Origin of the sequence: Azospirillum sp. B2RO_4 (genome assembly GCF_051124815.1) — a bacterium.
GTDB lineage: Bacteria > Pseudomonadota > Alphaproteobacteria > Azospirillales > Azospirillaceae > Azospirillum.
Map to the genome: position 1 here is coordinate 992,739 of NZ_CP118485.1, position 23,730 is coordinate 1,016,468.

At 66.2% G+C, this 23,730-nt stretch carries 24 protein-coding genes; 13 read left to right on the top strand and 11 right to left on the bottom strand.

Annotated elements, in window-relative coordinates:
- Positions 1-11 precede the first annotated feature (11 nt).
- The 5 genes from PWS46_RS04600 (at position 12) to PWS46_RS04620 (ending at position 5,650) form a co-directional block, all read left to right on the top strand.
- Positions 12-2,123 (top strand): multicopper oxidase family protein, encoded by a 2,112-nt coding sequence (locus tag PWS46_RS04600; protein ID WP_434618650.1) that lies wholly within the window; start codon positions 12-14, stop codon positions 2,121-2,123.
- Between the two features lie 141 nt (positions 2,124-2,264).
- Positions 2,265-3,710 carry an NADP-dependent isocitrate dehydrogenase gene (locus tag PWS46_RS04605; protein WP_434618653.1) on the top strand — a complete coding sequence of 482 codons (1,446 nt, stop codon included), beginning with the start codon at positions 2,265-2,267 and terminating at the stop codon, positions 3,708-3,710.
- 75 nt (positions 3,711-3,785) lie between these two features.
- The gene (locus PWS46_RS04610; protein WP_434618656.1) at positions 3,786-4,307 is read left to right on the top strand and encodes an RNA polymerase sigma factor; all 522 of its coding nucleotides are present in this window, start codon (positions 3,786-3,788) and stop codon (positions 4,305-4,307) included.
- Positions 4,307-5,107, top strand: a complete 801-nt coding sequence (locus PWS46_RS04615) for an anti-sigma factor family protein (protein WP_434618659.1) — start codon at positions 4,307-4,309, stop codon at positions 5,105-5,107. The genes PWS46_RS04610 and PWS46_RS04615 overlap by 1 nt, the downstream gene beginning before the upstream one ends.
- Before the next feature lie 174 nt (positions 5,108-5,281).
- Positions 5,282-5,650, top strand: a complete 369-nt coding sequence (locus PWS46_RS04620; protein ID WP_085089167.1) for a GcrA family cell cycle regulator — start codon at positions 5,282-5,284, stop codon at positions 5,648-5,650.
- 94 nt (positions 5,651-5,744) lie between these two features.
- Here the strand turns inward: PWS46_RS04620 and PWS46_RS04625 are convergent, their stop codons facing one another.
- The 9 genes from PWS46_RS04625 to rpsF form a co-directional block, all read right to left on the bottom strand.
- Positions 5,745-6,188, bottom strand: a complete 444-nt coding sequence (locus tag PWS46_RS04625) for an NfeD family protein (RefSeq protein ID WP_434618663.1) — start codon at positions 6,186-6,188, stop codon at positions 5,745-5,747.
- 4 nt (positions 6,189-6,192) lie between these two features.
- Positions 6,193-7,152: an SPFH domain-containing protein gene (locus PWS46_RS04630; RefSeq protein WP_434618666.1), complete on the bottom strand. Its 960-nt coding sequence runs from the start codon at positions 7,150-7,152 to the stop codon at positions 6,193-6,195.
- Between the two features lie 105 nt (positions 7,153-7,257).
- Positions 7,258-7,638 (bottom strand): oxidoreductase, encoded by a 381-nt coding sequence (locus PWS46_RS04635; RefSeq protein ID WP_434618669.1) that lies wholly within the window; start codon positions 7,636-7,638, stop codon positions 7,258-7,260.
- Positions 7,639-7,783: 145 nt separating this feature from the next.
- Entirely contained in the window at positions 7,784-9,007 is a 1,224-nt protein-coding gene (locus PWS46_RS04640; protein WP_085089173.1) for an NADP-dependent isocitrate dehydrogenase, read from the bottom strand.
- 325 nt (positions 9,008-9,332) lie between these two features.
- Positions 9,333-10,601 carry a class I SAM-dependent methyltransferase gene (locus PWS46_RS04645; RefSeq protein WP_434618673.1) on the bottom strand — a complete coding sequence of 423 codons (1,269 nt, stop codon included), beginning with the start codon at positions 10,599-10,601 and terminating at the stop codon, positions 9,333-9,335.
- Between the two features lie 254 nt (positions 10,602-10,855).
- The gene (gene rplI, locus PWS46_RS04650; RefSeq protein WP_295827864.1) at positions 10,856-11,419 is read right to left on the bottom strand and encodes a 50S ribosomal protein L9; all 564 of its coding nucleotides are present in this window, start codon (positions 11,417-11,419) and stop codon (positions 10,856-10,858) included.
- Positions 11,419-12,378: a DUF2232 domain-containing protein gene (locus PWS46_RS04655; RefSeq protein WP_434618677.1), complete on the bottom strand. Its 960-nt coding sequence runs from the start codon at positions 12,376-12,378 to the stop codon at positions 11,419-11,421. The genes rplI and PWS46_RS04655 overlap by 1 nt, the downstream gene beginning before the upstream one ends.
- A 48-nt stretch (positions 12,379-12,426) precedes the next feature.
- On the bottom strand, positions 12,427-12,696 hold the full coding sequence (gene rpsR / locus PWS46_RS04660) for a 30S ribosomal protein S18 (RefSeq protein ID WP_012974291.1): 270 nt from the start codon (positions 12,694-12,696) through the stop codon (positions 12,427-12,429).
- Positions 12,697-13,137 carry a 30S ribosomal protein S6 gene (gene rpsF / locus PWS46_RS04665; protein ID WP_085089177.1) on the bottom strand — a complete coding sequence of 147 codons (441 nt, stop codon included), beginning with the start codon at positions 13,135-13,137 and terminating at the stop codon, positions 12,697-12,699.
- Between the two features lie 419 nt (positions 13,138-13,556).
- Here rpsF and PWS46_RS04670 point away from each other — a divergent pair, with 419 nt between their 5' ends.
- The 7 genes from PWS46_RS04670 to PWS46_RS04700 all read left to right on the top strand — a co-directional run bounded on the left by PWS46_RS04670 (position 13,557) and on the right by PWS46_RS04700 (position 19,810).
- Positions 13,557-14,543 (top strand): acyltransferase family protein, encoded by a 987-nt coding sequence (locus PWS46_RS04670; protein ID WP_434618682.1) that lies wholly within the window; start codon positions 13,557-13,559, stop codon positions 14,541-14,543.
- 257 nt (positions 14,544-14,800) lie between these two features.
- Entirely contained in the window at positions 14,801-15,742 is a 942-nt protein-coding gene (gene fabD / locus PWS46_RS04675) for an ACP S-malonyltransferase (RefSeq protein ID WP_434618685.1), read from the top strand.
- 40 nt (positions 15,743-15,782) lie between these two features.
- Positions 15,783-16,520, top strand: a complete 738-nt coding sequence (gene fabG / locus PWS46_RS04680; protein WP_434618688.1) for a 3-oxoacyl-[acyl-carrier-protein] reductase — start codon at positions 15,783-15,785, stop codon at positions 16,518-16,520.
- A gap of 188 nt (positions 16,521-16,708) precedes the next feature.
- Positions 16,709-16,948: an acyl carrier protein gene (locus PWS46_RS04685; RefSeq protein ID WP_014247969.1), complete on the top strand. Its 240-nt coding sequence runs from the start codon at positions 16,709-16,711 to the stop codon at positions 16,946-16,948.
- A gap of 127 nt (positions 16,949-17,075) precedes the next feature.
- A complete protein-coding gene (gene fabF, locus PWS46_RS04690) occupies positions 17,076-18,338 on the top strand; it encodes a beta-ketoacyl-ACP synthase II (RefSeq protein ID WP_434618692.1) in 1,263 nt (420 codons plus the stop codon).
- Positions 18,339-18,387: 49 nt separating this feature from the next.
- The gene (mltG, locus tag PWS46_RS04695; protein WP_434618695.1) at positions 18,388-19,395 is read left to right on the top strand and encodes an endolytic transglycosylase MltG; all 1,008 of its coding nucleotides are present in this window, start codon (positions 18,388-18,390) and stop codon (positions 19,393-19,395) included.
- 124 nt (positions 19,396-19,519) lie between these two features.
- On the top strand, positions 19,520-19,810 hold the full coding sequence (locus PWS46_RS04700) for a DUF2934 domain-containing protein (RefSeq protein WP_434618698.1): 291 nt from the start codon (positions 19,520-19,522) through the stop codon (positions 19,808-19,810).
- Between the two features lie 28 nt (positions 19,811-19,838).
- On the opposite strand, the gene PWS46_RS04705 is transcribed toward PWS46_RS04700, so the two are convergent.
- On the bottom strand, positions 19,839-20,078 hold the full coding sequence (locus tag PWS46_RS04705) for a hypothetical protein (RefSeq protein WP_085089184.1): 240 nt from the start codon (positions 20,076-20,078) through the stop codon (positions 19,839-19,841).
- Positions 20,079-20,780: 702 nt separating this feature from the next.
- Between PWS46_RS04705 and recG the strand changes: the two genes are divergently transcribed.
- Positions 20,781-22,862 (top strand): ATP-dependent DNA helicase RecG, encoded by a 2,082-nt coding sequence (recG, locus tag PWS46_RS04710; protein ID WP_434618701.1) that lies wholly within the window; start codon positions 20,781-20,783, stop codon positions 22,860-22,862.
- Here the strand turns inward: recG and PWS46_RS04715 are convergent.
- Positions 22,814-23,551 carry a DUF502 domain-containing protein gene (locus PWS46_RS04715; protein ID WP_434618704.1) on the bottom strand — a complete coding sequence of 246 codons (738 nt, stop codon included), beginning with the start codon at positions 23,549-23,551 and terminating at the stop codon, positions 22,814-22,816. The genes recG and PWS46_RS04715 overlap by 49 nt on opposite strands.
- Between the last annotated feature and the right edge of the window lie 179 nt (positions 23,552-23,730).

Here is a 23,730-nt window from a genome sequence, read left to right on the forward strand (position 1 = left end):
GGGAGCATTTCATGAGGCATGCATATTTGTTCGGCCTGCTGCTGCCCCTTGCGCTGGGTGCTGCACCGTCCGCCATGGCGGCAACCGCGGCGGCGAAGGACGCTGCGGAATCGGCCGGCGAGGCGTTCGGCAATCCGCCGGTCCTGACCAATTCCGAATCGCAGCGCGTCGGCTCGCTGCTGATGCGGCAGCCGCAGGCGACCGCCCGTCCGCACACCGGGCAGGCGCGCAATTACGACCTGTTCGTCTCCTTCACCGACGGCTATATCCGCAACCCGGCCCAGGGTCGTCCCGATGCCGTGCGGCTGCGCAGCTACCGCGGCACCAACGTCGATCCCGCCCATCCCTATGTCGCGCCGACCATCGAAGCGACGCCGGGCGACACCGTCCGCATCAAGCTGCACAACCAGCTGCCGGACGATCCGAACTGCGCCAACCAGGCGGCGGCGGACATCAACACGCCGCACTGCTTCAACGGCACCAACCTGCACAGCCATGGCGTCTGGGTCAGCCCGACCGGCAACAGCGACAATGTGCTGGTGTCGATCAATCCCGGCGTCAATTTCGAATATGAATACAACATCCCGGCCGACCATCCGGCCGGCACCTTCTGGTACCACCCGCACCGCCACGGCTCGACCGCGCTGCAGGTCGGCAGCGGCATGGCCGGCGCGCTGATCATCCGCGGCGACCGCCCGCCGACCCCCGACGCCAACGGCGACCTCGACACCCTGCTGAAGAGCCCCAAGGGCGTGGCGATGACCGATCGGGTCCTGCTGTTCGAGCAGATCCCCTACGCCTGCACCAAGGACGGCAAGCTGAAATACCAGGCCGATGGCAAGACCATCGACTGGAGCTGCGCGCCGGGCGAGGTGGGCGAGATCGTCTCCTACGACCAGTTCGCTCCCGGCACCTGGGAACAGTCCGGGCGCTTCACCACCGTCAACGGCCGCGTGCGTCCGATCTTCGCCAATGCGAAGACCGGGCAGGCCGAGCGTTGGCGCCTGATCCATGGCGGCGTCCGTTCCCCGATCACGGTGGAGTTCCGCAAGCTGGACCCCACCGGCTTCTTCCAGGCCGAAAAGACCCTGTCGGCCGCCGACCAGGACCGCTTCGCCAAGGAACGCTGCACCGGCCAACCGGTCCCCTACATCCTGGCGGCCTCCGACGGCCTGACCATGACCGAAGGGCAGGTGCGCACCAGCGTGCCGATGCAGCCGGGCTATCGTGACGACCTGCTGGTCAACTTCCCCGAACCCGGCATCTACTGCGTCATCAACAAGCCGGCGGCGGCCAACGCCAGCCCGGACCAGACCGCCACCTCCACCGGCGTGCTCGGTTTCGTCCGCGTGAAGGGCGACCGCGTGGTCAAGGACCCGGTGAAGGAGACCATCCGCCAGCTGACGGTCAACGCGACGAAATACGCGCCGTCGGTCGCGAAGGAGGTCATCGACGGCCTGACCGCCCGCTGCTTCGGGAAGACGATGGTCGACACCCCCTATTGCCCGCGCTTTGCCAAGTTCACCGCCCATCGGCCGATCACCGAGCATGAGGTGATGCACCAGCCCAAGCAGGAACTGACCTTCTTCATCAACCTGCCGCCGCAGGGGGGCAAGCGCACCAACCCGCTGTTCCAGGTCGCCGACAGCTTCCAGGTCGTGGAGAATCCCGACGGCACCTATGGTCCGAAGGGGGCCGCCGCCTATCGGCCGAACGTCGTCAACCGGCCGGTGGTCCTGGGCACCGCCCAGCAGTGGGAACTGGCCTCCTACTTCGTCAGCCATCCCTTCCACATCCACGTCAACCCGTTCGAGATCATCTCGGTCATCGGACCCGACGGCCGCGACGTCAGCGAACCCGGCTCGGGCGATCCCGACTATGCCGGTATGAAGGGCGTGTGGAAGGACACCATCTGGGTGAAGAGCGAGAACAACCGCGCGCTGACCTCCACCGAACCGCCGAAGGACGTCTACAAGGTGACCGTCCGCACCCGCTACGAGCGCTTCATCGGCGAGTATGTGCTGCACTGCCACATCCTCGACCATGAGGACCAGGGCATGATGCAGAATGTCAGCATCGGCGTGCCCGACGGCCGCGGCGGCGTCGCCGGGGCCCACCACTGACCGGTGGCGCACTCCCCTCCATCCGCCAAGCCGGGGGAAGGGGAGTGCGCTCCGCCGGTTGCTGCGATCCGTCGCTGCCTCCAACCATTGAAAAAGGCCCCTGTTTGCGTCTACGGTCGCGCGTCCCCTTGGAGTGAGTGCATGCGCGATATCACCCCCGTCACGGTCGCACGCGGCGACGGCATCGGCCCAGAGATTACGGACGCGGTGCTCTATGTGATGAACGCGGCCGGCGCGCGGCTGAAGGTGGAAGAGGTTCCGGCCGGCGAGGCCGTCTACAAGCGGGGACATCCCGGCGGGCTGGACGCCGCCGGTTGGGGGTCGATCCGCCGCACGCGGGTCTTCCTGAAGGGGCCGATCACCATGCCCCAGGGATACGGCAACAAGTCGCTGAACGTGGTCGCCCGCACAACGCTGGGCCTGTTCGCCAACGTCCGCCCCTGCGTCTCCTACCATCCCTATGTGCGGACCCGGCATCCGCGCATGGACGTGGTCATCATCCGCGAGAACGAGGAAGACCTTTACGCCGGCATCGAGCATCGCCAGACCGACGACGTGATCCAGTCGGTCAAGCTGATCTCGCGGCCGGGGTCGGAGCGAATCGTCCGCTACGCCTTCGACTTCGCCCGCTCCAACCACCGGCAAAAGGTGACGGCCTTCGTCAAGGACAACGTCATGAAGATGACGGACGGGCTGTTCCTGAAAATCTTCTACGAGATCGCGGCCGATTATCCGGAGATCAAGGCCGATCACATGATCGTCGACATCGGCGCCGCCCGTCTGGCCGACCAGCCGGAGCGCTTCGACGTCATCGTCACCCTGAACCTCTACGGCGACATCGTTTCCGACATCGCCGCCCAGCTGACCGGCTCGGTCGGGCTGGCCGGTTCCGCCAACATCGGCGAGACCTGCGCCATGTTCGAGGCGATCCACGGCTCCGCCCCGATGATCGCCGGGCAGGGCATCGCCAACCCGTCCGGCCTGCTGATGGCCGCGGTGATGATGCTGGTCCATATCGGCCAGGGCGACATCGCCGCGCGCATCCACAATGCGTGGCTGAAGACCATCGAGGACGGCATCCACACCGCCGACATCTATGCCCGCGGGCTGGGCCGCGTGCGCGCCGGCACCGCCGCCTTCGCCGAAGCGGTGGTGGAGCGTTTGGGCCAGACCCCGGTCACCATGCCCCCGGTCGGCTATTCGACCGCGCGGCCGGCCTATGACGGCATCAACCGGCTGGCCCCGCGCGTGCGGGCGCTGAAGGAACTGGTCGGGGTCGACGTCTTCCTGCAATGGTCCGGCGGGTTGCCCGACGATCTGGCGGAGCTGGTGCTGCCGCTGTCGACCGACGCACTGAAACTCTCCAGCATTTCCAACCGCTCCCAGCGGGTCTGGCCCGACGGCAACGCCGACGTCTTCTGCACCGATCATTGGCGTTGCCGCTTCCTGACGCAGCATGGCCCGGTGCAGCATGGTGCCATCGTCGATCTGCTCGGCCGGCTGGCGGCGGCCGGGATCGACTTCACCCAGACCGAAAACCTCTGCAATTTCGACGGCAAGGCCGGCTTTTCCTCGCCGGGCCTGTGATCCCATGGCCGCGGCGGGAATAAAGCGGCGGGGCAGGGCGTCATGACAGGTGACGACGCCCTGCCCGGACCCGACATGACTCCCCCGCCAGACATCGACGACCGCGCCATCGCCGCCCATGTGCCGCGGCTCCGGCGCTATGCGACCGCCCTGGTGGGCAACTGGTCCGACGCCGACGACCTCGTTCAGGATTGCGTGGAGAAGGCGCTGGCCAACCGCCATGCCTTGCGCGACCCATCGAAGCTCGGCGGCTGGCTGATGACGATCCTGCACAACCTGCACATCTCCGGCCAGCGCGGCCGGCGCCGGCGCGGCGCGGAGGTGCCGGTGGAGGATCTGGCCGACGATCTGGCGCTCAGTGCTCCGCCGGCCGACCGCGGGGCGGTGCGCGACTTCGTCCGCGCCTTCGCCCAGCTGACCGACGAACACCGCACCATCCTGCTGCTGACGGGGATGGAGGGGCTGTCCTACCGCGAGGTGGCGGAGGTTCTGGAACTGCCGATCGGGACGGTGATGTCGCGGCTGGCCCGGGCGCGCGAGAAATTGAGGGTCCTGCTGGACGGTGGAACCCAGCAGGTCGTCAGGAGGATCAAGTGATGAGCGGCACCCGCAATCCCGTGACCGAGGCCGAGCTTCATGCCTGGCTGGACGGCGAGTTGCCGGAGGAACGGCTGGCCGACGTCGAGCGCCACCTCGCCGACAATCCCGAACTCGCCCAGCGCTTCGACCGCTACCGTGCCCAACGATCGTTGCTGGGCCAGAGCTTCGGGCCGCTGATCGACCAGCCGCTGCCCGACCGCCTGACCCCGCCCTTCACCGCGCGCGACCATGCCGCTCCGGTCCCGCAACGCCGGGGCAGGGGGGTATGGTGGGGTACGGCGATCGCCGCTTCCCTCCTGATGTTCGTCGCCGGCGGTGCCGGCGGCTGGCTGCTGCGCGACCGCGTCGGATGGCGGGCCGAGCCGCTGACCGCCGCCTTCATCGCCGACGCCGTTGCCGCCCATCGCGTCTTTTCCGTCGAGGTCCGCCATCCGGTCGAGATCGGCGTCGATGAGGAAGCCCATCTGGTGAACTGGCTGTCCAAGCGGTTGGGCAAGAACATGCGTTGCCCGAAAGTCACACGAGGGGGGTACCAACTGATCGGCGGGCGGCTTTTGGCCGATTCCGCTGGACCTGTTGCAATGTACATGTACGAGGATGCGGCCGGGCGTCGCATCACGTTGTATATCCGTCCCTCTCCCAATACCTCCGGTTCAGCGTTCCGCTTCGCCCAGGATGGCGGTGTCCGCGCTTTGTATTGGCAGGACAATGGGTTGGCGCTGGCCGTTGCCGGAGAAACCGATCGGGATACCCTGTCCGGCGTCGCCGAGGAGGTCTATGGCGCGCTGAATTCATGAGTCTGCCCACGGACTTATCAACAGGAATGTTGCCGCGCCCCCCTATCGTCCGCGGCCGTCATCTGGTAGCTTCCTCACCGGCTGGCACAAAATGTTGCGGCTTATGGAAAACGGCACTAGACCGTGACCTGTTTGCCACAACATAACCGGACACCGGATCGGGAGTACTCGGGGATGAGTTGGACGGACGAGCGGATTCAACAGCTCAAGGATCTCTGGTCCCAGGGGTTGAGCGCGAGCGAGATCGCCGACATTCTGGGAGACATCACCCGCAACGCGGTCATCGGCAAGGCCCATCGCCTGGGTTTGTCGGGCCGGCCGTCGCCCATCAAGAAGAAGCCGACGCGCGGCGCCACCATCCTTGCTCTGACGGAGCGGATGTGCAAATGGCCGGTCGGCGACCCCAAGCACCAGGATTTCCATTTCTGCGGCAAGAACGCCTTGCCGGGCATGCCCTATTGCGCGGAACACGCCGCAATGGCCTATCAGCCGGCTTCGGGCGGCAAGAAGCGCGAGGAAGACCGCAACGTCGGCGCCGCCTGACCGGTCGACAAGCCATTCAAAAAAGCCCGCTCTCAGTGGAGAGGCGGGCTTTTTTGTTGCCGGAATTCTGAGATCGGCGGCGCCGGCAAAGGCCTTACCGCCCCTCCGCCGCATCGCGCAGCACCAGCACCATCCCCTTGTGTCCGGCGACCAGCATCGCCGCGCCGGCCGGCCGGTCTGGCCCCTCGACCGACCACAGCGTATCGCCGACGAACACCCGTCCATGTCCGTTGACGATCGGCTCGCTCAGCGTCACCGACCGTCCGACGAGTTGGCCGGCGCGGTCGTTGATGCGGTCGGCATTGCCTTCCGCCGATGCGTTGCGGCGGCGTGAAAGGACGATGGCCACGCCAATCGCCGCACCGGCGGCGATGGTGAAGAAGCCGGCCTCGTTGACCAGCCCCCAATCGTGCCACAGCGCCGTCATCAGCCCGGTCAGCAGCGCGGCTCCGCCGAACCAGACCAGGAAGATACCGGGGATGACCAGTTCCGCCGCGATCAGCACGGCACCCAACGCTCCCCACAACAGCGGCGACATTCCCTCACTCCCCATCCGGCCCGGTCGTGGTGGGCGGCACGGACCAGGGATTGCGGGGACTGGGTGAAGAGGGCGGGGCAGCCGGCCGGGGCGGGGTGACGTCACGAACCAGATCGCCCAAGCCCGCCAGCGCACCGGCAACGCCAGCCAGTTCCACCGGCAGGATCATGGTCTTCTGGTTGGGGGAGGCGGCAAAAGCCTTCAAAGCTTCCATGTATTTCTGGCCGAGGAAATAGCCCAACGCCTGGTTCGACCCCTGCGCCACGGCTTCCGAAACCAGCCGGGTGGCCTTGGCCTCCGCCTCCGCCAGACGTTCGCGTGCTTCGGCCTCCAGCTTGGCGGCTTCCAGCTTGCCCTGGGCGATGCGGATCTGGCTCTCCTTCTCGGCGTCGGCCTCCAGGATTTGGGCACGGCGCAGGCGCTCGGCTTTCAACTGCCGGCCCATCGCCTGGACGATGTCGTCGGGCGGGGTGATGTCGCGCAACTCGATGCGGGTCACCCGCACGCCCCAGGAAGCCGTGGCCTCGTCCACCGCGCGCAGCAGGCTGGCGTTGATCGCCTCGCGCTGGCTCAGCAGTTCGTCCAGGTCCATGGAGCCCATCACGGTGCGGGTGGTGGTCATCGCCAGCGTCTGGATCGCCCGCTGCAGGTCGTTGACCTCATAGGTCGCCTTCATCGGATCCAGCACCTGGAAATACAGGACGCCGTCGGCGGTCACTGCGGCATTGTCCTTGGTGATGACGCTCTGCGACGGCACGTCCACCACCGTTTCGCGCATGTCCACCTTGGCCCGCACCGAGCTGATGACCGGGAAAATGACGTTGAAGCCCGGATGCAGTGTTTCCTGATAGCGGCCCAGCCGCTCGACGATGAAGTTGAAGCCCTGGGGGACGATGCGGACGCTGGTGATCGCCAGGATGACGACCAGCACGAACGCCGCGATGACCAGAATGCCGAGTTCCATCGATGGCCGCTCCTGACATGGGCGGACGCCGCATCGGGCGTCCTCAGCCCATCATGAGGCAATTTGCGGAGGCTGCAAATCCCGCCTCCGCCGCGATGATCCGTCTCAATAGTCCTGGGTGTCGTGCTTCAGCTTGACCAGTTCGCCGTTCAGCAGCGACAGCATCAGTTGCACGACCATCTCGTGGACGATCACCGTATGGTGATTGCCGGTCTCCTGCATCGCCTTGCGCAGCCCATCGCGCACGGCCGGAACGCCGGTGACGTCGATCAGCACATCCAACTGCTCGCCCAACTGCGCCAGCTCGTGGAAATTGGTGGTGGTCTTCACGTCGCGATGGTTGGCAAGCGTCATGCCCGGCGCCTCCGGATCGAGGTCCGCCACACCCAGCAGCTCGACGAAGGGGGCAGCCAGCAGCTTGCGCAGCAGCGGCGTTCCGGTCTCGCCGGCGCCCACGACGGCAACACGGAACAGATTGTTGGGCATCGGGTTCGGTCCTTTCACGAATCGCGCAAGAAAAAAGCGGGGAGCCGAAACTCCCCGCCGGAACCCTAGCTGAGCCACGGTCCGGTTTGACCCGGACGCGGCGTCGCACCCTATGAAACAAGCACTGGATAAGACGGTGCCGGCCTTACGACCAGGCGGCCATCTTCTTTTCCAGGTTGTCCGACAGCTTGTCCAGGAACTGCTTGGTGGTCAGCCACGGCTGCTGCGGGCCGATCAGGATGGCGAGATCCTTGGTCATGAAGCCGGATTCGACGGTCTCGACGCAGACGCGCTCCAGCGTCTGTGCGAACTTGATCACGTCCGGGGTGTTGTCGAACTTGCCGCGATAGGCCAGACCCTGAGTCCAGGCATAGATCGAGGCGATCGGGTTGGTCGAGGTTTCCTTGCCCTTCTGGTGCTCGCGGTAGTGGCGGGTCACCGTGCCGTGGGCGGCCTCGGCCTCGACGGTCTTGCCATCCGGCGTGACCAGGACCGAGGTCATCAGGCCCAGCGAGCCGAAGCCCTGCGCCACGACGTCCGACTCGACGTCGCCGTCGTAGTTCTTGCAGGCCCAGACGAAGCCGCCTTCCCACTTCAGGGCCGAAGCGACCATGTCGTCGATCAGGCGGTGCTCGTAGACCAGCCCCTTGGCCTTGAACTGGTCGGCGTAGGTCTCGTCGAAGACCTTCTGGAAGATGTCCTTGAAGCGGCCGTCATAGGCCTTCAGGATCGTGTTCTTGGTCGACAGATAGACCGAGTAGCCGCGCTCCAGGCCGTACATGAAGCTGGAGTGGGCGAAACCCTCGATCGAGTCGTCGAGGTTGTACATGCCCATCGCCACGCCGGCGCTCGGGTAGTCGAACACCTCATGCTCGATCTGCTGGCTGCCGTCGGCCGCTTCCCACTTGATCGTCATCTTGCCCGGACCGGGGACGACGAAGTCGGTGGCCTTGTACTGGTCGCCGAAGGCATGACGGCCGATGATGATCGGCTTGGTCCAGCCCGGGACGTAGCGCGGAACGTTGGAGCAGACGATCGGCTCGCGGAAGACGGTGCCGCCCAGGATGTTGCGGATCGTGCCGTTCGGCGACTTCCACATCTTCTTGAGGTTGAACTCCTTCACCCGAGCTTCGTCCGGGGTGATGGTCGCGCACTTCACGCCGACGCCATACTGCTTGATGGCGTTCGCGGACTCGACGGTGACCTTGTCGTCGGTCTTGTCGCGGTTCTCGATGCCGAGGTCGTAGTACTTCAGGTCGATGTCGAGGTAGGGCAGGATCAGCTTGTCTTTGATGAACTGCCAGATGATGCGTGTCATCTCGTCGCCGTCGAGTTCGACGACCGGATTGGCTACCTTGATCTTGGTCATGGGTGCGAGATCTCCCCGAACGGGTAAGGGCGTTGTCATTCCTTGGGAGCCGGGCGCGTCGTCCAGCGGGCGCTTGTTGCCGGGGAGCATGCCGCATGGGTGGCTCCCCGGTACCCCGGGCGGAAATCAATCGCGGTTATATAGCATCGCCCCGTGACGGAAAGGAAGGCGCGGCGGTGGCTCAGGCGTCGATGTCGCATGATTCCGCTTGCAACGCAGCCCCGCGGCCGGCCATGATGGTCAATTGGTATTACCGGTTGGCCGGATTGAACGCCCGACGCGGCGGATTGCGCCGCAGATGTCTCAAATCCGGCCTCTGGAATAGTCAGGCCGCCGACTCCGGTGTGCGCGAGGGCCTCAGTTCCGCCGATTGGCCACGTGACGTGGCGGCAAGGTCCCGTTCCGCATTCAGCATGTAATCGCGGGACAGCGGCACCGCGCCCAGCGAGCGCGCGACCTGCACCTGGAACACCATATGGCCCTGCAGGCGGAAGGCCAGTTCGGCGCCGGCCAGATAGAACTCCCACATCCGGCAGAATCGCTCGTCATACAGCGCCTTCGCCTCTTCCCAATGGGCGGTGAAGCGGGCGCGCCAGTGGCGCAGCGTCTCGGCGTAATGCAGGCGCAGGACCTCAAGGTCGGTGGCCAGCAGGCCCGATCGCTCGATGACCGGCAGCACTTCCGACAGGGCCGGGGAATATCCGCCGGGGAAGATGTATTTGCGGATCCAGGGATTGGTGCTTGCCGGCCCGTCCAGCCGGCCGATGGAATGGATCAGCGCCACGCCCTCGTCGTTCAGCATGTCGCGCACCGCATTGAAGTAGTTGCGGTAATGCGGCACGCCGACATGCTCGAACATGCCGACCGAGACGATGCGGTCGAAGGCTCCGCGATGGGCGGCGGCGAATTCGCGATAGTCGCACAATTCGAAGGCAACCCGGTCGGACAGTCCCGCCTCTTCCGCCCGCTGGCGGGCCACGGCGAGCTGTTCGGACGACAGGGTGATGCCGGTCACCCGCGCTCCGGTGTGCCGCGCCAGATTGAGCGCCATGCCGCCCCAGCCGCAGCCGATGTCGAGGACCCGCATGCCGGGCACGATCAGCAGCTTGGCCGCGATGTGCCGCTTCTTGGCCTCCTGCGCCTCGTCCAGCGACAGGCCCGGCTCCGCGAAGTAGGCGCAGGAATACTGCATGTCCCGGTCGAGGAACAGTTGGTAGAACTGGCGTGACAGGTTGTAATGATGCTCGACATTCTGGCGGGAGCGCCGCATCGGGTTGTGTTGCTGCACCCGTCGCAGCAGCGGCGACAGAGTTTCCAAAGCGGTGCCGAGGGCGCCCTGCACCTCGGCGCCGCTCATCAGCATCGACAGCAGCTCGTAGATGCCGCCGCCTTCGATGGAAAAGCGGCCGTTCATATAGGCTTCGCCGAACCGAAGGCGCGGATTGATGAGCAGGTCGCGCTCCACGGCGCGGTCGTGAAGGCGAAGGGTCAGGTTTGGTGACCCGGATCCGATCCGATGGTGCTTCCCATCGGCCGTAATAAGGTTGAGCGTTCCGTCGCCTTTGGCGGCGGCAAGCAGACGAACCAGCAGCATGCCGAACTCCTTCCGCGGTGCCGTTCCAAGCATGGCCCGCAGGAAGGGGTGCGACAATTCGTCAATCGGTCAGAACTGTTACCCAATTGGGTATTGCGGACGTATGCACACAGTCGTGCCTGCCATCACGATTGCCAGCCCGGAAAGCGGAAAACCGCCCGGCCCCGGGTGGGGCGGGCGGCTTCCGGACGAGCGGTACGACGTGCCGCAAAAATCCCGAAGACGTCTTCGAATTTTCCGCGGCGGGAGGGCGATCAGCCCTCCTCTTCCTCGGTCGCGGTCTCTTCGACGTAGGTCTCTTCCTCGTCTTCCTCGTCGCGCAGGTCGGCGGCGGTGATCATGCCACCACGCTGGGCCTGCAGCTCGGCCTCTTCGGCCGAACGGGCGACGTTGACCGTGACCGTGATCGACACTTCCGGGTGCAGCACGACGCGCAGCTTGAACAGACCCAGGGTCTTGATCGGGGTGTCGATCTGGACCTGCTTGCGGTCGGTCTTGTAGCCGGCGGCGGTCAGCGCGTCGGAGACGTCGCGGGTGGTCACGGAACCGTACAGGACGCCGGTCTCGGCGGCCTGACGGATCACGACGACCGTCACGTTGTCCATCTTGGTCGCGACCTGCTCGGCGTCCTTGCGGCGCTCCAGGTTCACGGCCTCAAGGTGGGCCTTCTGCTTCTCGAAGACCGCCAGGTTCGCCTTGGTGGCGCGCATGGCCTTCTTCTGCGGCAGCAGATAGTTGCGGGCGAAGCCGGGACGCACATTGACGACCTGGCCCATCTGGCCGAGCTTCTCGACCCGCTCCAGCAGAATAACTTCCATCACTCGTCCTCCTGACCGGGGGCCGCGGGGGAAAACCGGCGGCGCAGCCCGATCCATTGCTCGATCATGCCCAGGCCGACCAAAAGCAGGATCGGCCACCCGAAGAGAAACAGCATCATGTAGAAGCCAACCAGGATCAGCGTGCGCGCCGATTTGCTGCTGGCGAATACATGGACCACCGAAAGCCCGGCAAAGGCGAAGGGTACAGCCAGGATCAGAGCCAGATTGACCGCCAGGAACCCGACGGTTCCCGGTACGGCCGAAGCCGCCGCGACCGCCACCGCGAACAGCGGCGCCAGCCAAGACGGCAATTCCAGCTCGGCCAGACGCATGGCAGGGCGCCGGTTGCGGCCGAACCGCATCAGCGCCCCCTGCGCCAGCACCGCGTTGACGATCGTCATGACAAGCCATGAGACCGCAACCAGCCCCGGCAGGACGGCCGCCACCCAGAATTCCGCGGGATCCGGAGCCGGCTGGCCCTGCGAGCGGAACGCCGGCTCGACGACTCGGGCCAGGGTCTGCCGCATCAGCCCTTCCAACCCACCGGGCTGGTCGAGCGTCAGGATCACCGCGGCCAGCAGCGCCGCCACGCCCATCCCGGTCAGGCCCATCAGGACCCGGCCGGGCGGATACCACTCCAGGGTTCCATCCTCCCGCGCACGCGCCAGCAGCGACTGCCGCACCACCAGGATCGCCGGGGCGGCCCCGGTCACCAAGTAGGACAGCGCCACCAGCATGCTGCCGGAGGTGCCCAGCATCACCGCGGCGGCGCCGGCCAGACCGGCCAGCATCACCGCCGGCGCCCCCAGCCACAGCCCCGTCAGGAACAGCGGCAGGGGGGCCAGATAGCCAAGGATCAGCGCACCCATCCCGCCGAACGTGACCGACAGGTAGAAGAACGCGCTTGCCAGACCGCCGCCGACGGCGACCACCAGCGGCAAGGCCGGACCCAAGGCCATGGAAACCCCTTGAAAACCTTCACCGAAACAGTTCGGCCGTAGCCGGGCTTACTTCACCACGTAGGGGAGAAGGGCCAGGAAACGGGCGCGCTTGATGGCGCGGGCCAGTTCACGCTGCTTCTTCGTCGAGACCGCGGTGATGCGGCTCGGGACGATCTTCCCGCGCTCGGAGATGAAGCGGGACAGCAGCTTGACGTCCTTGTAGTCGATCGCCGGAGCATTCGCGCCCGAGAACGGGCAGGTCTTGCGGCGACGGAAGAACGGGCGGCGCGCGCCGCCGGTGCGGGCCGGAGCGCCCGTGGTCTGCTTGTCGGACATTTACGCGGTCTCCCCTTCGGCGGCGGCAACGTTTTCCTGGCGGCGCGGCGGACGCGGGCCACGGTCGTCGAAGCGACGCGGACCACGGTCGCCACGATCGCCGCGCTCACCACGCTCGTTGCGGCTCTGCATCATCGCCGACGGGTTGGCGTCGAGGGCGTCGACACGCACGGTCATGAAGCGCAGCACGTCTTCGCTGATGCTCATGTTCCGCTCCATCTCGGCGACGGCGGCGGCCGGCGCGTCGATGTTGAAGAGGGTGTAGTGACCCTTGCGGTTCTTCTTGATCTTGTAGGTGAGGGTCTTCAGACCCCAGTATTCGCTCTTGGCGATCGTGCCGCCGTTGTCGCGAACGATCTGGGCGAACTGCTCAGAGAGCTGCTCGGCCTGGGCGGCCGAAATGTCCTGGCGCGCGATCAGCACGCACTCGTAAAGTGCCATTGCACTCCCCATGGCTGTTCATGGTCCGGCGCTGCGCCCCATCCCTCATGGATCGGATCAGCTGCCCGGGCCTAGCCGACGGCGAACCGCCGGCAAGGAGTTATGAAGCGGCGCAGTATGCACAGGCCGGCGGTGGTAGCAAGCGGAAATCCGGGCCGGGATGCGTCACCTTTTGGGAAAATCTATTCGCGTTATAGGGATCTGCCCGGATGACCCCCGCTGCGCCTCCCTGATCATGGGTTGGGCTGGGCGGGGCAGGGGTGGCTATCGCGCGGGATAAGCTCCGGCGCATTTGACCGAAGTGCATCGGATCGCTCGAGGCGCCATGTTCAGCCTGCCGTTTTGCGGCGGAGTTCGCGGTGCGTCCGTCGGTCGCGCACTCCGCCCGCGGTGATGACAGCCCGGTGCCTGGAGTAGCCATGCGCAAGAACATGTTGCCGTATCATGTCGTGGAATTGAGGGGGCTGGCCTGCATCCTGCTGGTCGCCTACCACGTGGTCGGCATTCCCGGGGCTGGCATGCAGGTGGCGGAGGGATCGATCTACCGCTACGCCACCGACAGCTTCGAACTGATCCGCATGCCGCTCTTCACCTTCATTTCGGGGCTCGTCTACGCCCTGAACCCGGCCAGGGGAGACCGGCTGAAGACCTTCTTCGTCAAGAAGCTGCGCCGCCTGGGCTTTCCCTTCCTGGTGGTGTCCACTCTCTTCTATCTGCTGCAGACCCACGCGCCGGGTGCGAACGGGACCGCCGCTCCCGATTCGATGTGGCGGATCTATGTCTTCTCCTACGCCCATTTCTGGTATCTGCAGGCGCTGTTCCTGATCTTCACGGGGGTCGCGCTGCTCGACGCGCTGCACGCAATGGACCGGCCGGGCGGCTTCGTGCTCGCCATGGCGGCCGCGGTGCTCTTGTGCCTGACGGTCCATGTCGACTCGAACATCCTGTCGGTGAACGAGGCCTGCTTCCTGTTGCCGCACTTTCTGCTGGGGGTGGGGGTGACCCGCTTCCGCGCCATGGTTCCCCGGCAGGCGATGCTCGGGGCCGCCGTTGCCGCGCTCGCCGTCGGCGTGGCTCTGCATCAGGCGTCGCTGTGGGGATATCTGCCCCATTTCGGCTGGAACAGCGGCGTCGCCCTGCTGTGCGGCATGGGCGGAGCGGTGACGCTGCTGCATGCCATGCCGCCTGGTCGGATTTTCCGGACGGTGGGCGCCTCCTCCTACGCCATCTATCTGCACCATGCCCTGTTCGCCGCCGGTGCGCGGGTGGTCCTGCACCGGCTGGACGCCACGGACGGCATGATTTTCTGTGTGGCGCTGATCGCCGGCCTGATCGGCCCGATGGTGCTGGAGGCATTGGCGCAGATCAGGCCATGGACCAGGGTGGCGCTGGTGGGCAAGGCATGAGCGCAGCCCTTTGATTTGCGCCGCAGCAGAAGGCGCAAGACCCGGTTCGCGGCGCCTCTGGGTCAGCCCACGAACAATCCCTTCTGCACGGCGGTTTTTCGTAGGCCTTCTGCGTCAATACGTGGCGTTTTATCGCACCATTGTCGCTTTGGTCATCGCGCGTCGCTTGACTTGCTAAAAAGTGAGGGTATGACTGTCGCCCAATCCATGGTGCCGCCGCAGGGGCGGGGCGCATTCATCCAGGGTTTCACCGAAGCATGACCAGGGCGTTCGTCTTTCCGGGGCAGGGCAGCCAGGCTGTCGGCATGGGCCGCGAACTCGCCGAAGCGTTCGAAGTCGCCCGTCACACCTTCGAAGAGGTGGACGACGCGCTGAACCAGCGGCTGTCGCGACTGATGGTCGAAGGCCCCGAGGCCGATTTGACCCTGACCGAGAACGCGCAGCCCGCTCTGATGGCGGTCAGCGTCGCGGTGATGCGGGTTCTGGCGAGCGAAGGCGGGGTCGACCTGTCCAAGCACGCCACCTTCGTCGCCGGCCATTCGTTGGGCGAATATTCGGCGCTTTGTGCCGCCGGCGCCTTCTCGCTGGGCGACACCGCGCGCCTGCTGAAGCTGCGCGGGCAGGCGATGCAGAAGGCGGTTCCCGTCGGCAAGGGCGCCATGGCGGCCCTGCTGGGCGCCGATCTGGAGCAGGCGCAGGCGATCGCCGCCGACGCCGCCCAGGACGAGGTGTGCAGCATCGCCAACGACAATTCGGTCGGGCAGGTGGTGATCTCCGGCAGTGCCGACGCCATCGACCGTGCCATCGCGCTGGCGGCGGAACGCGGGCTGAAGCGCTCGGTGCGCCTGCCGGTGTCGGCGCCCTTCCATTGCTCGCTGATGCAGCCGGCCGCCGATGCGATGGCGGAGGCTCTGGCGAACGTCACGATTGCCGCCCCGGTGGTTCCGGTGGTGGCGAACGTCACCGCCTCGGCGGTGTCGGACCCCAACGCCATCCGCCCGCTGCTGGTCGAGCAGGTGACCGGCATGGTCCGCTGGCGCGAATGCGTGCTCTATATGAAGGAACAGGGTGTCGAGCGGCTGGTCGAGGTCGGGTCGGGCAAGGTTCTCGCCGGACTGACCAAGCGCATCGACAAGGATCTGGCGGCGATCTCGGTCGGAACGCCGGCCGATGTCGAGTCGTTCCTGAAGACCCTGTGACCCATCAGACCCGTGATACTTCAGCCTCGTGAGGCCATCCATGTTTGACCTGACCGGCAAGTCGGCCCTCGTCACCGGCGCGTCCGGCGGCATCGGCGCGTCGATCGCCCGTGCGCTGCATGCCCGGGGCGCCGCCGTCGCGCTGTCCGGCACCCGCGTTGCCCCGCTGGAGGCACTGGCCGCCGAGTTGGGCGAGCGCGCCTTTGTCGTGCCCGGCAACCTGTCAGAGGCCGCGGCGACCGAGCAGCTGTTCAAGGACGCCGAGGCGGCGCTGGGCAAGATCGACATCCTCGTCAACAATGCCGGCTTGACCCGCGACCAGATCGCGATGCGCCTGAAGGACGAGGATTGGCAGTCGGTCATCGACGTGAACCTGACGGCGGCCTTCCGCCTGTCGCGGGCCGCCATGCGCGGCATGATGAAGCGCCGCTGGGGCCGCATCGTCAACATCACGTCGGTCGTCGGCGTCACCGGCAATCCGGGGCAGGCCAACTACGCCGCGTCGAAGGCCGGCCTGATCGGCATGTCGAAGTCGCTGGCGGCCGAGCTGGCCTCGCGGAACATCACCGTCAACTGCGTCGCGCCGGGGTTCATCACCACGGCCATGACCGACGCCCTGAACGACGAGCAGAAGCAGAAGCTGCTCCCCGCCATTCCGGCCGGCCGCATGGGCCAGCCGGACGAGATCGCCGCCGGGGTCGTGTACCTCGCGAGCGAGGAGGCCGCCTACGTCACCGGCCAGACGCTGCACATCAACGGCGGCATGGCCATGATCTGATGAGGATCGGACGGGGCGGCATCGCCACGTGTGAAGAACGGCGCCAACCGGGCTCCCTCGCGGGTGCTGGTCAAGGCTGCTGAAATGTGTTATCGGACGGGGCTTTTCGCGGCAGGACGGCACGTTCTTCGCGTGTTGCTCCGACCGGATTATCCCGAGCGGTTTCAAGGATTGGAAGGTCTTAAAAGATGAGCGACATCGCCGAGCGCGTGAAGAAGATCGTTGTGGACCACCTGGGTGTCGAGGAGTCGAAGGTGGTGGAGAACGCCTCCTTCATCGACGATCTGGGCGCCGACAGCCTCGACACCGTCGAGCTGGTCATGGCCTTCGAGGAAGAGTTCGGTGTCGAGATCCCGGACGACGCCGCGGAGAAGATCCTGTCGGTGAAGGACGCCATCGACTTCATCAAGGCCAACGCCGCAGCCTGATCGGGCCGCGGGCATTGAGCCCCCGAGGGCCAGGCGAACCGCAATTGCGACATCAGCAGCGCGGGGCCTGGCCGTCGACGACGAGTTCGTCGACAGTTTATTCGAGGAAAGGTCAAGGAACAGCCTCATGAGACGTGTCGTCGTCACCGGACTCGGTATGGTCACGCCGCTCGGCGTCGGCCACACGCTGAACTGGGAGCGGCTGATTTCCGGAACTTCGGGAATCCGCGGCATCACGGGGTTCGACGCTTCGGACCTGGCCTCCAAGGTCGCCGGGCAGCTCCCGCGCGGAACGGGTGAGGGCGAGTTCAACGCCGACACCTTCGTTTCGCCGAAGGACCAGCGCAAGATGGATGACTTCATCATCTTCGCCATTGCCGCGGCGCAGGAAGCAATCAAGGATTCGGGTTGGACTCCCCAGACCGATGAAGAGCGCGAGCGGACCGGCGTCATGGTCGGTTCGGGCATCGGCGGCCTTCCGGGCATCGCCGACGGCGCCGTGACCCTGCATGAAAAGGGTCCGCGCCGCCTGTCGCCCTTCTTCATCCCCGCCTGCCTGATCAATCTGGCCTCCGGCCACATCTCGATCCAGCACGGCTTCAAGGGCCCCAACCACGCGGTCGTCACCGCCTGCTCGACCGGCGCGCACGCCATCGGCGACGCCGCCCGTCTGATCATGTGGGATGATGCCGACGTCATGGTCGCCGGCGGCACGGAGGCGGCGGTCAGCCGTCTCGGCGTCGGCGGTTTCGCCGCCATGCGCGCGCTGTCCACCAACTTCAACGACACGCCGGAGAAGGCGTCGCGTCCCTATGACAAGGACCGCGACGGCTTCGTCATCGGCGAGGGTTCCGGTGTCGTTGTGCTGGAGGAACTGGAGCACGCCAAGAAGCGCGGCGCCACCATCTATGCCGAGGTGGTCGGTTACGGCATGTCGGGCGACGCCTACCACATCTCCGCTCCGGCGGAAGACGGCAATGGCGGTTTCCGCGCCATGAAGGCGGCGCTGAAGCGCGCCGGCATGAACCCGTCCGAGATCGACTACGTCAACGCCCACGGCACCTCGACGCCGCTCGGCGACGAGATCGAGCTGGGCGCGGTGAAGCGCCTGTTCGGCGACTCCATGGACAATCTGGCGATGTCCTCCACCAAGTCGGCCATCGGCCACCTGCTGGGGGCCGCCGGCGCGGTCGAGGCGATCTACTCGATCAAGGCGATCAATCACGGCATCGTGCCGCCCACGCTGAATCTCGACAACCCGTCGGAAAGCTGCATGGGCGTCAATCTGGTGCCGAAGGTCGCGCAGGAGCGCCGCGTGCGCGCCGCGCTGTCGAACTCCTTCGGGTTCGGCGGCACCAACGCCTCGCTGGTGTTCAAGGAATTCGCGTAAGCGAATCTCCGCACCTGCATTGCGGTCTGCAGTCTTTAAGAGGTGAGCGATGGGCTGGGGTCTCCGGATTTTCGCGGGGACGCTGGCCCTCGCGGTCGGTGCGGCGGGCGGAATCGGCGTCTGGGGCTACCAGCGCTATTCGGCTCCCGGTCCGTTGGAGCAGGCCGAGACGGTCGTCATCCCGCGCGGCAGCGGGCTTGAGGCCATTGCCATCACGCTGGGCGATTCCGGCGTGATCGGTTCACCGTTGGTGTTCGTCGCCGCAGCCAAGCTGTCCGGGACCTTCCGAGAGTTGAAGGCCGGCGAATATCAGTTCCCCGCAGGAATCAGCATCGAGGGCGTCCTGGAGCAGATGCGCCAGGGCCGCACCGTCGTGCATCGCATCACCGTGCCGGAAGGGCTGACCTCGGCCCAGGTGGTGGCGCTTCTGGAACGGGAAGCCGTGCTGACCGGCGACGTCGCGAAGCCGCCGAAGGAAGGCTCGCTCCTGCCGGAGACCTATCACTTCGCCTATGGCGACAGCCGCGCCGCACTGATCGAGCGGATGCAGACGGCGATGACCCAGGCGTTGGCGGAGGCGTGGAAGACCCGCGATCAGAACCTTCCCATCGAGACGCCGCAGCAAGCGCTGACCCTCGCGTCCATCGTCGAGAAGGAGACCGGTGTCGCCGCCGAGCGACCCCGGGTGGCCGGCGTTTTCGTCAACCGGCTGGAAGCCGGCATGAAGCTGCAATCGGATCCGACGGTGATCTATGCGCTGACCGATGGCAGCGGAGAACTCGGCCGGGCGCTGACCCGCAACGACTGGAAGTTCGAATCACCCTACAACACCTATGTGGTGACCGGCTTGCCGCCGGGCCCCATTGCCAATCCGGGCAAGGCGTCTATCCAGGCGGTGATGAAGCCGGAACGGCACGAGTTCCTGTATTTCGTCGCCGACGGCACGGGCGGCCATGTCTTTGCCAAGTCGCTGTCCGACCACAACCGCAACGTCGCCAAATGGCGCGAGGTTCAGCAGAGCCGGCAGCCGGAGCATGGCGAAACGTCATCGGAGTGACGGACGAGGCGTGTGGCGGTCTGTGGTTAAGGGCCGATAACGATCCGCTTGGTTGCGTGTTTTTCGCAAATTGTGCAGTCTTTGCATCGCAGCAAACCCGACCACCATTCCCTGGGGAGATGTGATGACCGTGGATGTCGAACAGCGCATCCGTGACCGCGCCTATGCGATCTGGCTGGACGAAGGTCGTCCCCATGGCCGTGACGCCGACCATTGGCTGCAGGCCGAACGCGCAATTCTGGCCGAGGCGGCGGCCATTCCCGATATCGCCCCGGTCGTCGCGGTGGTGAAGGCTCCGCGCAAGACCACCAACGCGAAGCCGCGGGCATCGGTGAAAGCCGCCGAACCGGCGTCCGCAATTCCGGAGCCCCCCAAGACCCGCAAGCCGCGTACCCGCAAGCCGGCCTCCGCCTGACCGGAGTCTGAACGGAGACCGCCGGGTGTCAGGCGGCGTTGGAGGCCTGCGGCAATTCCAGGTTCGAGACGACCATCACCCCGGCGGTCGTACCGTAGTTCTTGCGGGCGGCGCGCAAGGCCTCCAGGGCCTCCGTCAGGCTTTCCTCGGCGAAGCCCGGGGCCAGTCCGGCCAGTTCCCGCTCCGTCAAGTCGATGAAGGCGTCGAGCAGGCGCGCATGGATGCGGCTGGCCAAGCGGACTTCATCGGCGACCTTGTGTGCGGGCATAGGTAGCTCCCTTGGTGTCGTGTGGGTCTAATGTTCGGTAGAGCGTCTTCTCGGGATCGAACGTCCCGCGAGACCGATTAGGCGTCGAATAGGGTTAAAAGAACTTTAAATGCGAGATATCTCCCTCGGGGATTAAGAATTACCACTTCGGATTCTATCGAGCGGTCGACTGCCTGGTGGTTCTGAGGACCGGATTACGGTCGCGATTTACCCGCCATCAATGAACTTCAATGACCGGCCTTACCCGGCCGCACCGCCGGCCGGGCAATGCGCCGTGGACCACCTCATTTTCCAGTCATTCCAGCCGATGCGGCGACCGCAGTTCATGAAGTGGATTTCATGGACGGGTCAGGTTCGGGACAGGGCGGCCGGGCTATTGTCCTTCTTGTGACGCGGTCGGGCCAGCCCCCCTGAAACACCGGCCCGTCACGAGAGCGTCTTCTTATCTGGTGTCTCTTCCCGATGGTCCCCTGCCATCGGATATGACCGTCCGGTTCTCCCGTTTGCCTCCGGACGGCACCTATCGGCGGAGCGCGTCCGTGGCCAAATCCAAGGCCGACGTTGCCCCCCACCATAGGCCCCTGGCCTCGGGTGCGCTCCGCCGTCCCTTCTTTTCCCCGGTTCCCTTCAGCAGTCTTGACGCGGCTGGGTCCGCCCGGCTTTCTGGAAGCCGTCGAAGGCTTTCCCGGTAGCGTCCCGCCCGTGCGTCCCGCCATCCTGTTTCCGCTGTTCAAACCGGTTACGGCACTTCCCGGCCTCGGCCCCCGTCTGGGCAAGCTGGTGGAGAAGCTCGCCGGCGCCCACGTCGTCGATCTGCTGTGGCATCTGCCCTGCGGCGTGGTCGACCGCCGCTTTTCGCCGAAGATCGCGCAGGCGCCGCACGGGCGCATCGCCACCCTGACCGTGCGCATCGATTCGCACGCGCCGCCGGTGAACCCGCGCCATCCCTACAAGATCCGCTGCACCGACGAGACCGGCGTACTGGAACTGGTCTATTTCCATGTCCGTGGCGACTGGCTGTCGAAGCAGATTCCGGCCGGCACCACCATGGTCGTCTCCGGCAAGGTGGAGTGGTTCAACGACACCGCCCAGATCACCCATCCCGATGCCGTCGTCCCGGTCGATTCCAAGGAAGAGCTGGAACTGGTGGAGCCGGTCTACCCGATGACCGCCGGCCTGCCGGCCAAGACCCTGCGCAAGGCGGTGCGGGCTGCGCTGAACGACATTCCGACGCTCGACGAATGGCAGGATCCGGCATGGCTCGCCCGTCGCCAGTGGCCCAACTGGGCCGAAGCGCTGAAGCGCGCCCACACGCCGGAGGACGAGGGCGACCTCGCCGCCACCGCGCCGATCCGCTGCCGTCTCGCTTATGACGAGCTGCTGGCGAACCAGCTCGCGTTGATGCTGGTGCGGGCGAGCCAGCGCCGGCTGGCCGGACGCGCGACCGAGGGCGACGGCAGGCTCCGCCAGGCGGCGCTCGCGGCGCTTCCCTTTTCGCTGACCGGTTCGCAGGCGGCCTCTCTGGAGGACATCTACGCCGATATGGCGGCCGAACGGCGGATGCTGCGGCTTCTCCAGGGCGATGTCGGCAGCGGCAAGACGGTCGTCGCATTGATGGCGATGCTGAACGCGGTGGAGACCGGCGCCCAGGCCGCGCTGATGGCCCCCACTGAAATCCTGGCCCGCCAGCATGCCGAAAGCCTCGCGCCGCTCTGCAAGGCCGCTGGAGTCGAAATCGGCCTGCTGACCGGCCGCGACAAGGGCAAGGCGCGTCAGGCCGTGCTCGACCGGCTGGCGTCGGGCGAACTGCCGCTGCTGGTCGGCACCCATGCCCTGTTCCAGGAGGATGTCGCTTTCAAGGACCTGGCCCTTGCGGTGATCGACGAACAGCACCGCTTCGGCGTCCACCAGCGCCTGCAACTGTCGGCCAAGGGCCGGGCGGTGGACGTGCTGGTGATGACCGCCACGCCGATTCCGCGCACGCTGACGCTGACCGCCTATGGCGACATGGACGTGTCGCGCCTGACCGAGAAGCCGGCCGGCCGCAAGCCGGTGCAGACCGTCACCATCGCGCTCGACCGTCTGGAGGAGGTGGTCCACGGCATCCAGCGCAAGGTGGCGGAGGGCGCGCGGGTCTATTGGGTCTGCCCGCTGGTCGATGAATCGGAACAGAGCGACCTTGCCGCCGCCACCGAGCGCCACGCCTTCCTGCGCGCCACCTTCGGCGACCGGATCGGGCTGGTCCATGGCAAGATGCGCGGGCCGGACAAGGACGCCGTGATGGCCGCCTTCGCCGAGGGCAGCCTGGACGTGCTGGTCGCCACCACGGTGATCGAGGTCGGCGTCAATGTGCCCGAAGCGACCGTGATGGTGATCGAACATGCCGAGCGCTTCGGCCTCGCTCAGCTTCACCAGCTGCGCGGCCGGGTCGGGCGCGGCGAGAAGCCGTCGAGCTGTCTGCTGATGTTCGATTCGAACCTGACGGAAACGGCGCGGGCGCGGCTGAAGACCCTGCGCGACACCGAGGACGGCTTCGTCATCGCCGAAGAGGATCTGCGCCTGCGTGGCGCCGGAGAGGTGCTGGGGACCCGTCAGTCGGGCCTGCCCGGCTTCCGGATGGCCGATCTCGCCGTGCATGGCGATCTGCTGGCGGTCGCGCGCGACGATGCCCGGCTGGTTGTGGACCGCGACCCCGACCTTGCCAGCCCACGCGGGCAGGCGTTGCGGACTCTGCTCTACCTGTTCGAACGCGACGCGGCGGCCAAGACCTTGCGGTCGGGCTGATCGTTGCCGCCTTCCTGGTTGGGGCCATCCTGGCCAGGGTTGGGGCCGGGACCGGACGGCGGCTCCACCAGAGTCGGGCGCCGCTCGGGCGGGACGACGATGCCGCCGGACATCACCAGCTTCAGCCCGTCCTCGACGCTCATGTTCAGCACGGTCACCTCGCGGCGCGGCACCATCGCCAGATAGCCGGCGGTGGGCGGCGCGCAGGGGATGAAGACGTTGACGATGTCGTCCGCCACTCCGGCCAGCTGCAATTGCACCTCCGGATGGGCGCCGCCGGTGATGAAGCCCAGCGACCACACGCCGGGGCGCGGATACTGGATCGCCACCACCTCGCGGAAGGCATTGGACTTCTTGGCCAGCACCGTCTCGAAGATCTGCTTCACCCCGCCATAGACGGAGCGGACGACCGGCATGCGCCCGACCACCCCCTCGCCGACGCCCAGAACCAGGCGTCCGACATAGCCGGCGGTGAAAGCGCCGATCAGGGTGACGGCGACGATGACCACCAGCACGCCGATGCCGGGAATGGAGAAGGGCAGGTAGTTTTCGGGATTGTAGGTGCTGGGGATCAGCGGCCGGATATAGCCGTCGATCAGCGAGACGAACCACCACGCAATATACACGGTGATGGCGATGGGGGCCGTCACCAGGATGCCGGCCAGGAAATAGGCGCGCAGGCGTCCCATGAACCCGATGCCTTCGCGGCGGTGCCGTGACTCCGCCGGCTGGGCCTTGGCAGGCTGGGCCTTCTGGGCTTTCGCCTGACCCTTTCCGGGGACCTTCGGTTCAGTCTGATCTCCGCTCACGCCCGCCCATCCGCCGATCGTCTGTCCGCGCCATAGTGGGGCAAGCGCGGTTCTCTCTC

Coding starts and splice junctions, on each gene's coding strand:
- PWS46_RS04600 (WP_434618650.1), top strand. CDS start 12: ATGAGGCATGCATATTTGTTCGGCCTGCTGCTGCCCCTTGCGCTGGGT.
- PWS46_RS04605 (WP_434618653.1), top strand. CDS start 2,265: ATGCGCGATATCACCCCCGTCACGGTCGCACGCGGCGACGGCATCGGC.
- PWS46_RS04610 (WP_434618656.1), top strand. CDS start 3,786: ATGACTCCCCCGCCAGACATCGACGACCGCGCCATCGCCGCCCATGTG.
- PWS46_RS04615 (WP_434618659.1), top strand. CDS start 4,307: ATGAGCGGCACCCGCAATCCCGTGACCGAGGCCGAGCTTCATGCCTGG.
- PWS46_RS04620 (WP_085089167.1), top strand. CDS start 5,282: ATGAGTTGGACGGACGAGCGGATTCAACAGCTCAAGGATCTCTGGTCC.
- PWS46_RS04625 (WP_434618663.1), bottom strand. CDS start 6,188: ATGTCGCCGCTGTTGTGGGGAGCGTTGGGTGCCGTGCTGATCGCGGCG.
- PWS46_RS04630 (WP_434618666.1), bottom strand. CDS start 7,152: ATGGAACTCGGCATTCTGGTCATCGCGGCGTTCGTGCTGGTCGTCATC.
- PWS46_RS04635 (WP_434618669.1), bottom strand. CDS start 7,638: ATGCCCAACAATCTGTTCCGTGTTGCCGTCGTGGGCGCCGGCGAGACC.
- PWS46_RS04640 (WP_085089173.1), bottom strand. CDS start 9,007: ATGACCAAGATCAAGGTAGCCAATCCGGTCGTCGAACTCGACGGCGAC.
- PWS46_RS04645 (WP_434618673.1), bottom strand. CDS start 10,601: ATGCTGCTGGTTCGTCTGCTTGCCGCCGCCAAAGGCGACGGAACGCTC.
- rplI (WP_295827864.1), bottom strand. CDS start 11,419: ATGGAAGTTATTCTGCTGGAGCGGGTCGAGAAGCTCGGCCAGATGGGC.
- PWS46_RS04655 (WP_434618677.1), bottom strand. CDS start 12,378: ATGGCCTTGGGTCCGGCCTTGCCGCTGGTGGTCGCCGTCGGCGGCGGT.
- rpsR (WP_012974291.1), bottom strand. CDS start 12,696: ATGTCCGACAAGCAGACCACGGGCGCTCCGGCCCGCACCGGCGGCGCG.
- rpsF (WP_085089177.1), bottom strand. CDS start 13,137: ATGGCACTTTACGAGTGCGTGCTGATCGCGCGCCAGGACATTTCGGCC.
- PWS46_RS04670 (WP_434618682.1), top strand. CDS start 13,557: ATGCGCAAGAACATGTTGCCGTATCATGTCGTGGAATTGAGGGGGCTG.
- fabD (WP_434618685.1), top strand. CDS start 14,801: ATGACCAGGGCGTTCGTCTTTCCGGGGCAGGGCAGCCAGGCTGTCGGC.
- fabG (WP_434618688.1), top strand. CDS start 15,783: ATGTTTGACCTGACCGGCAAGTCGGCCCTCGTCACCGGCGCGTCCGGC.
- PWS46_RS04685 (WP_014247969.1), top strand. CDS start 16,709: ATGAGCGACATCGCCGAGCGCGTGAAGAAGATCGTTGTGGACCACCTG.
- fabF (WP_434618692.1), top strand. CDS start 17,076: ATGAGACGTGTCGTCGTCACCGGACTCGGTATGGTCACGCCGCTCGGC.
- mltG (WP_434618695.1), top strand. CDS start 18,388: ATGGGCTGGGGTCTCCGGATTTTCGCGGGGACGCTGGCCCTCGCGGTC.
- PWS46_RS04700 (WP_434618698.1), top strand. CDS start 19,520: ATGACCGTGGATGTCGAACAGCGCATCCGTGACCGCGCCTATGCGATC.
- PWS46_RS04705 (WP_085089184.1), bottom strand. CDS start 20,078: ATGCCCGCACACAAGGTCGCCGATGAAGTCCGCTTGGCCAGCCGCATC.
- PWS46_RS04715 (WP_434618704.1), bottom strand. CDS start 23,551: ATGGGACGCCTGCGCGCCTATTTCCTGGCCGGCATCCTGGTGACGGCC.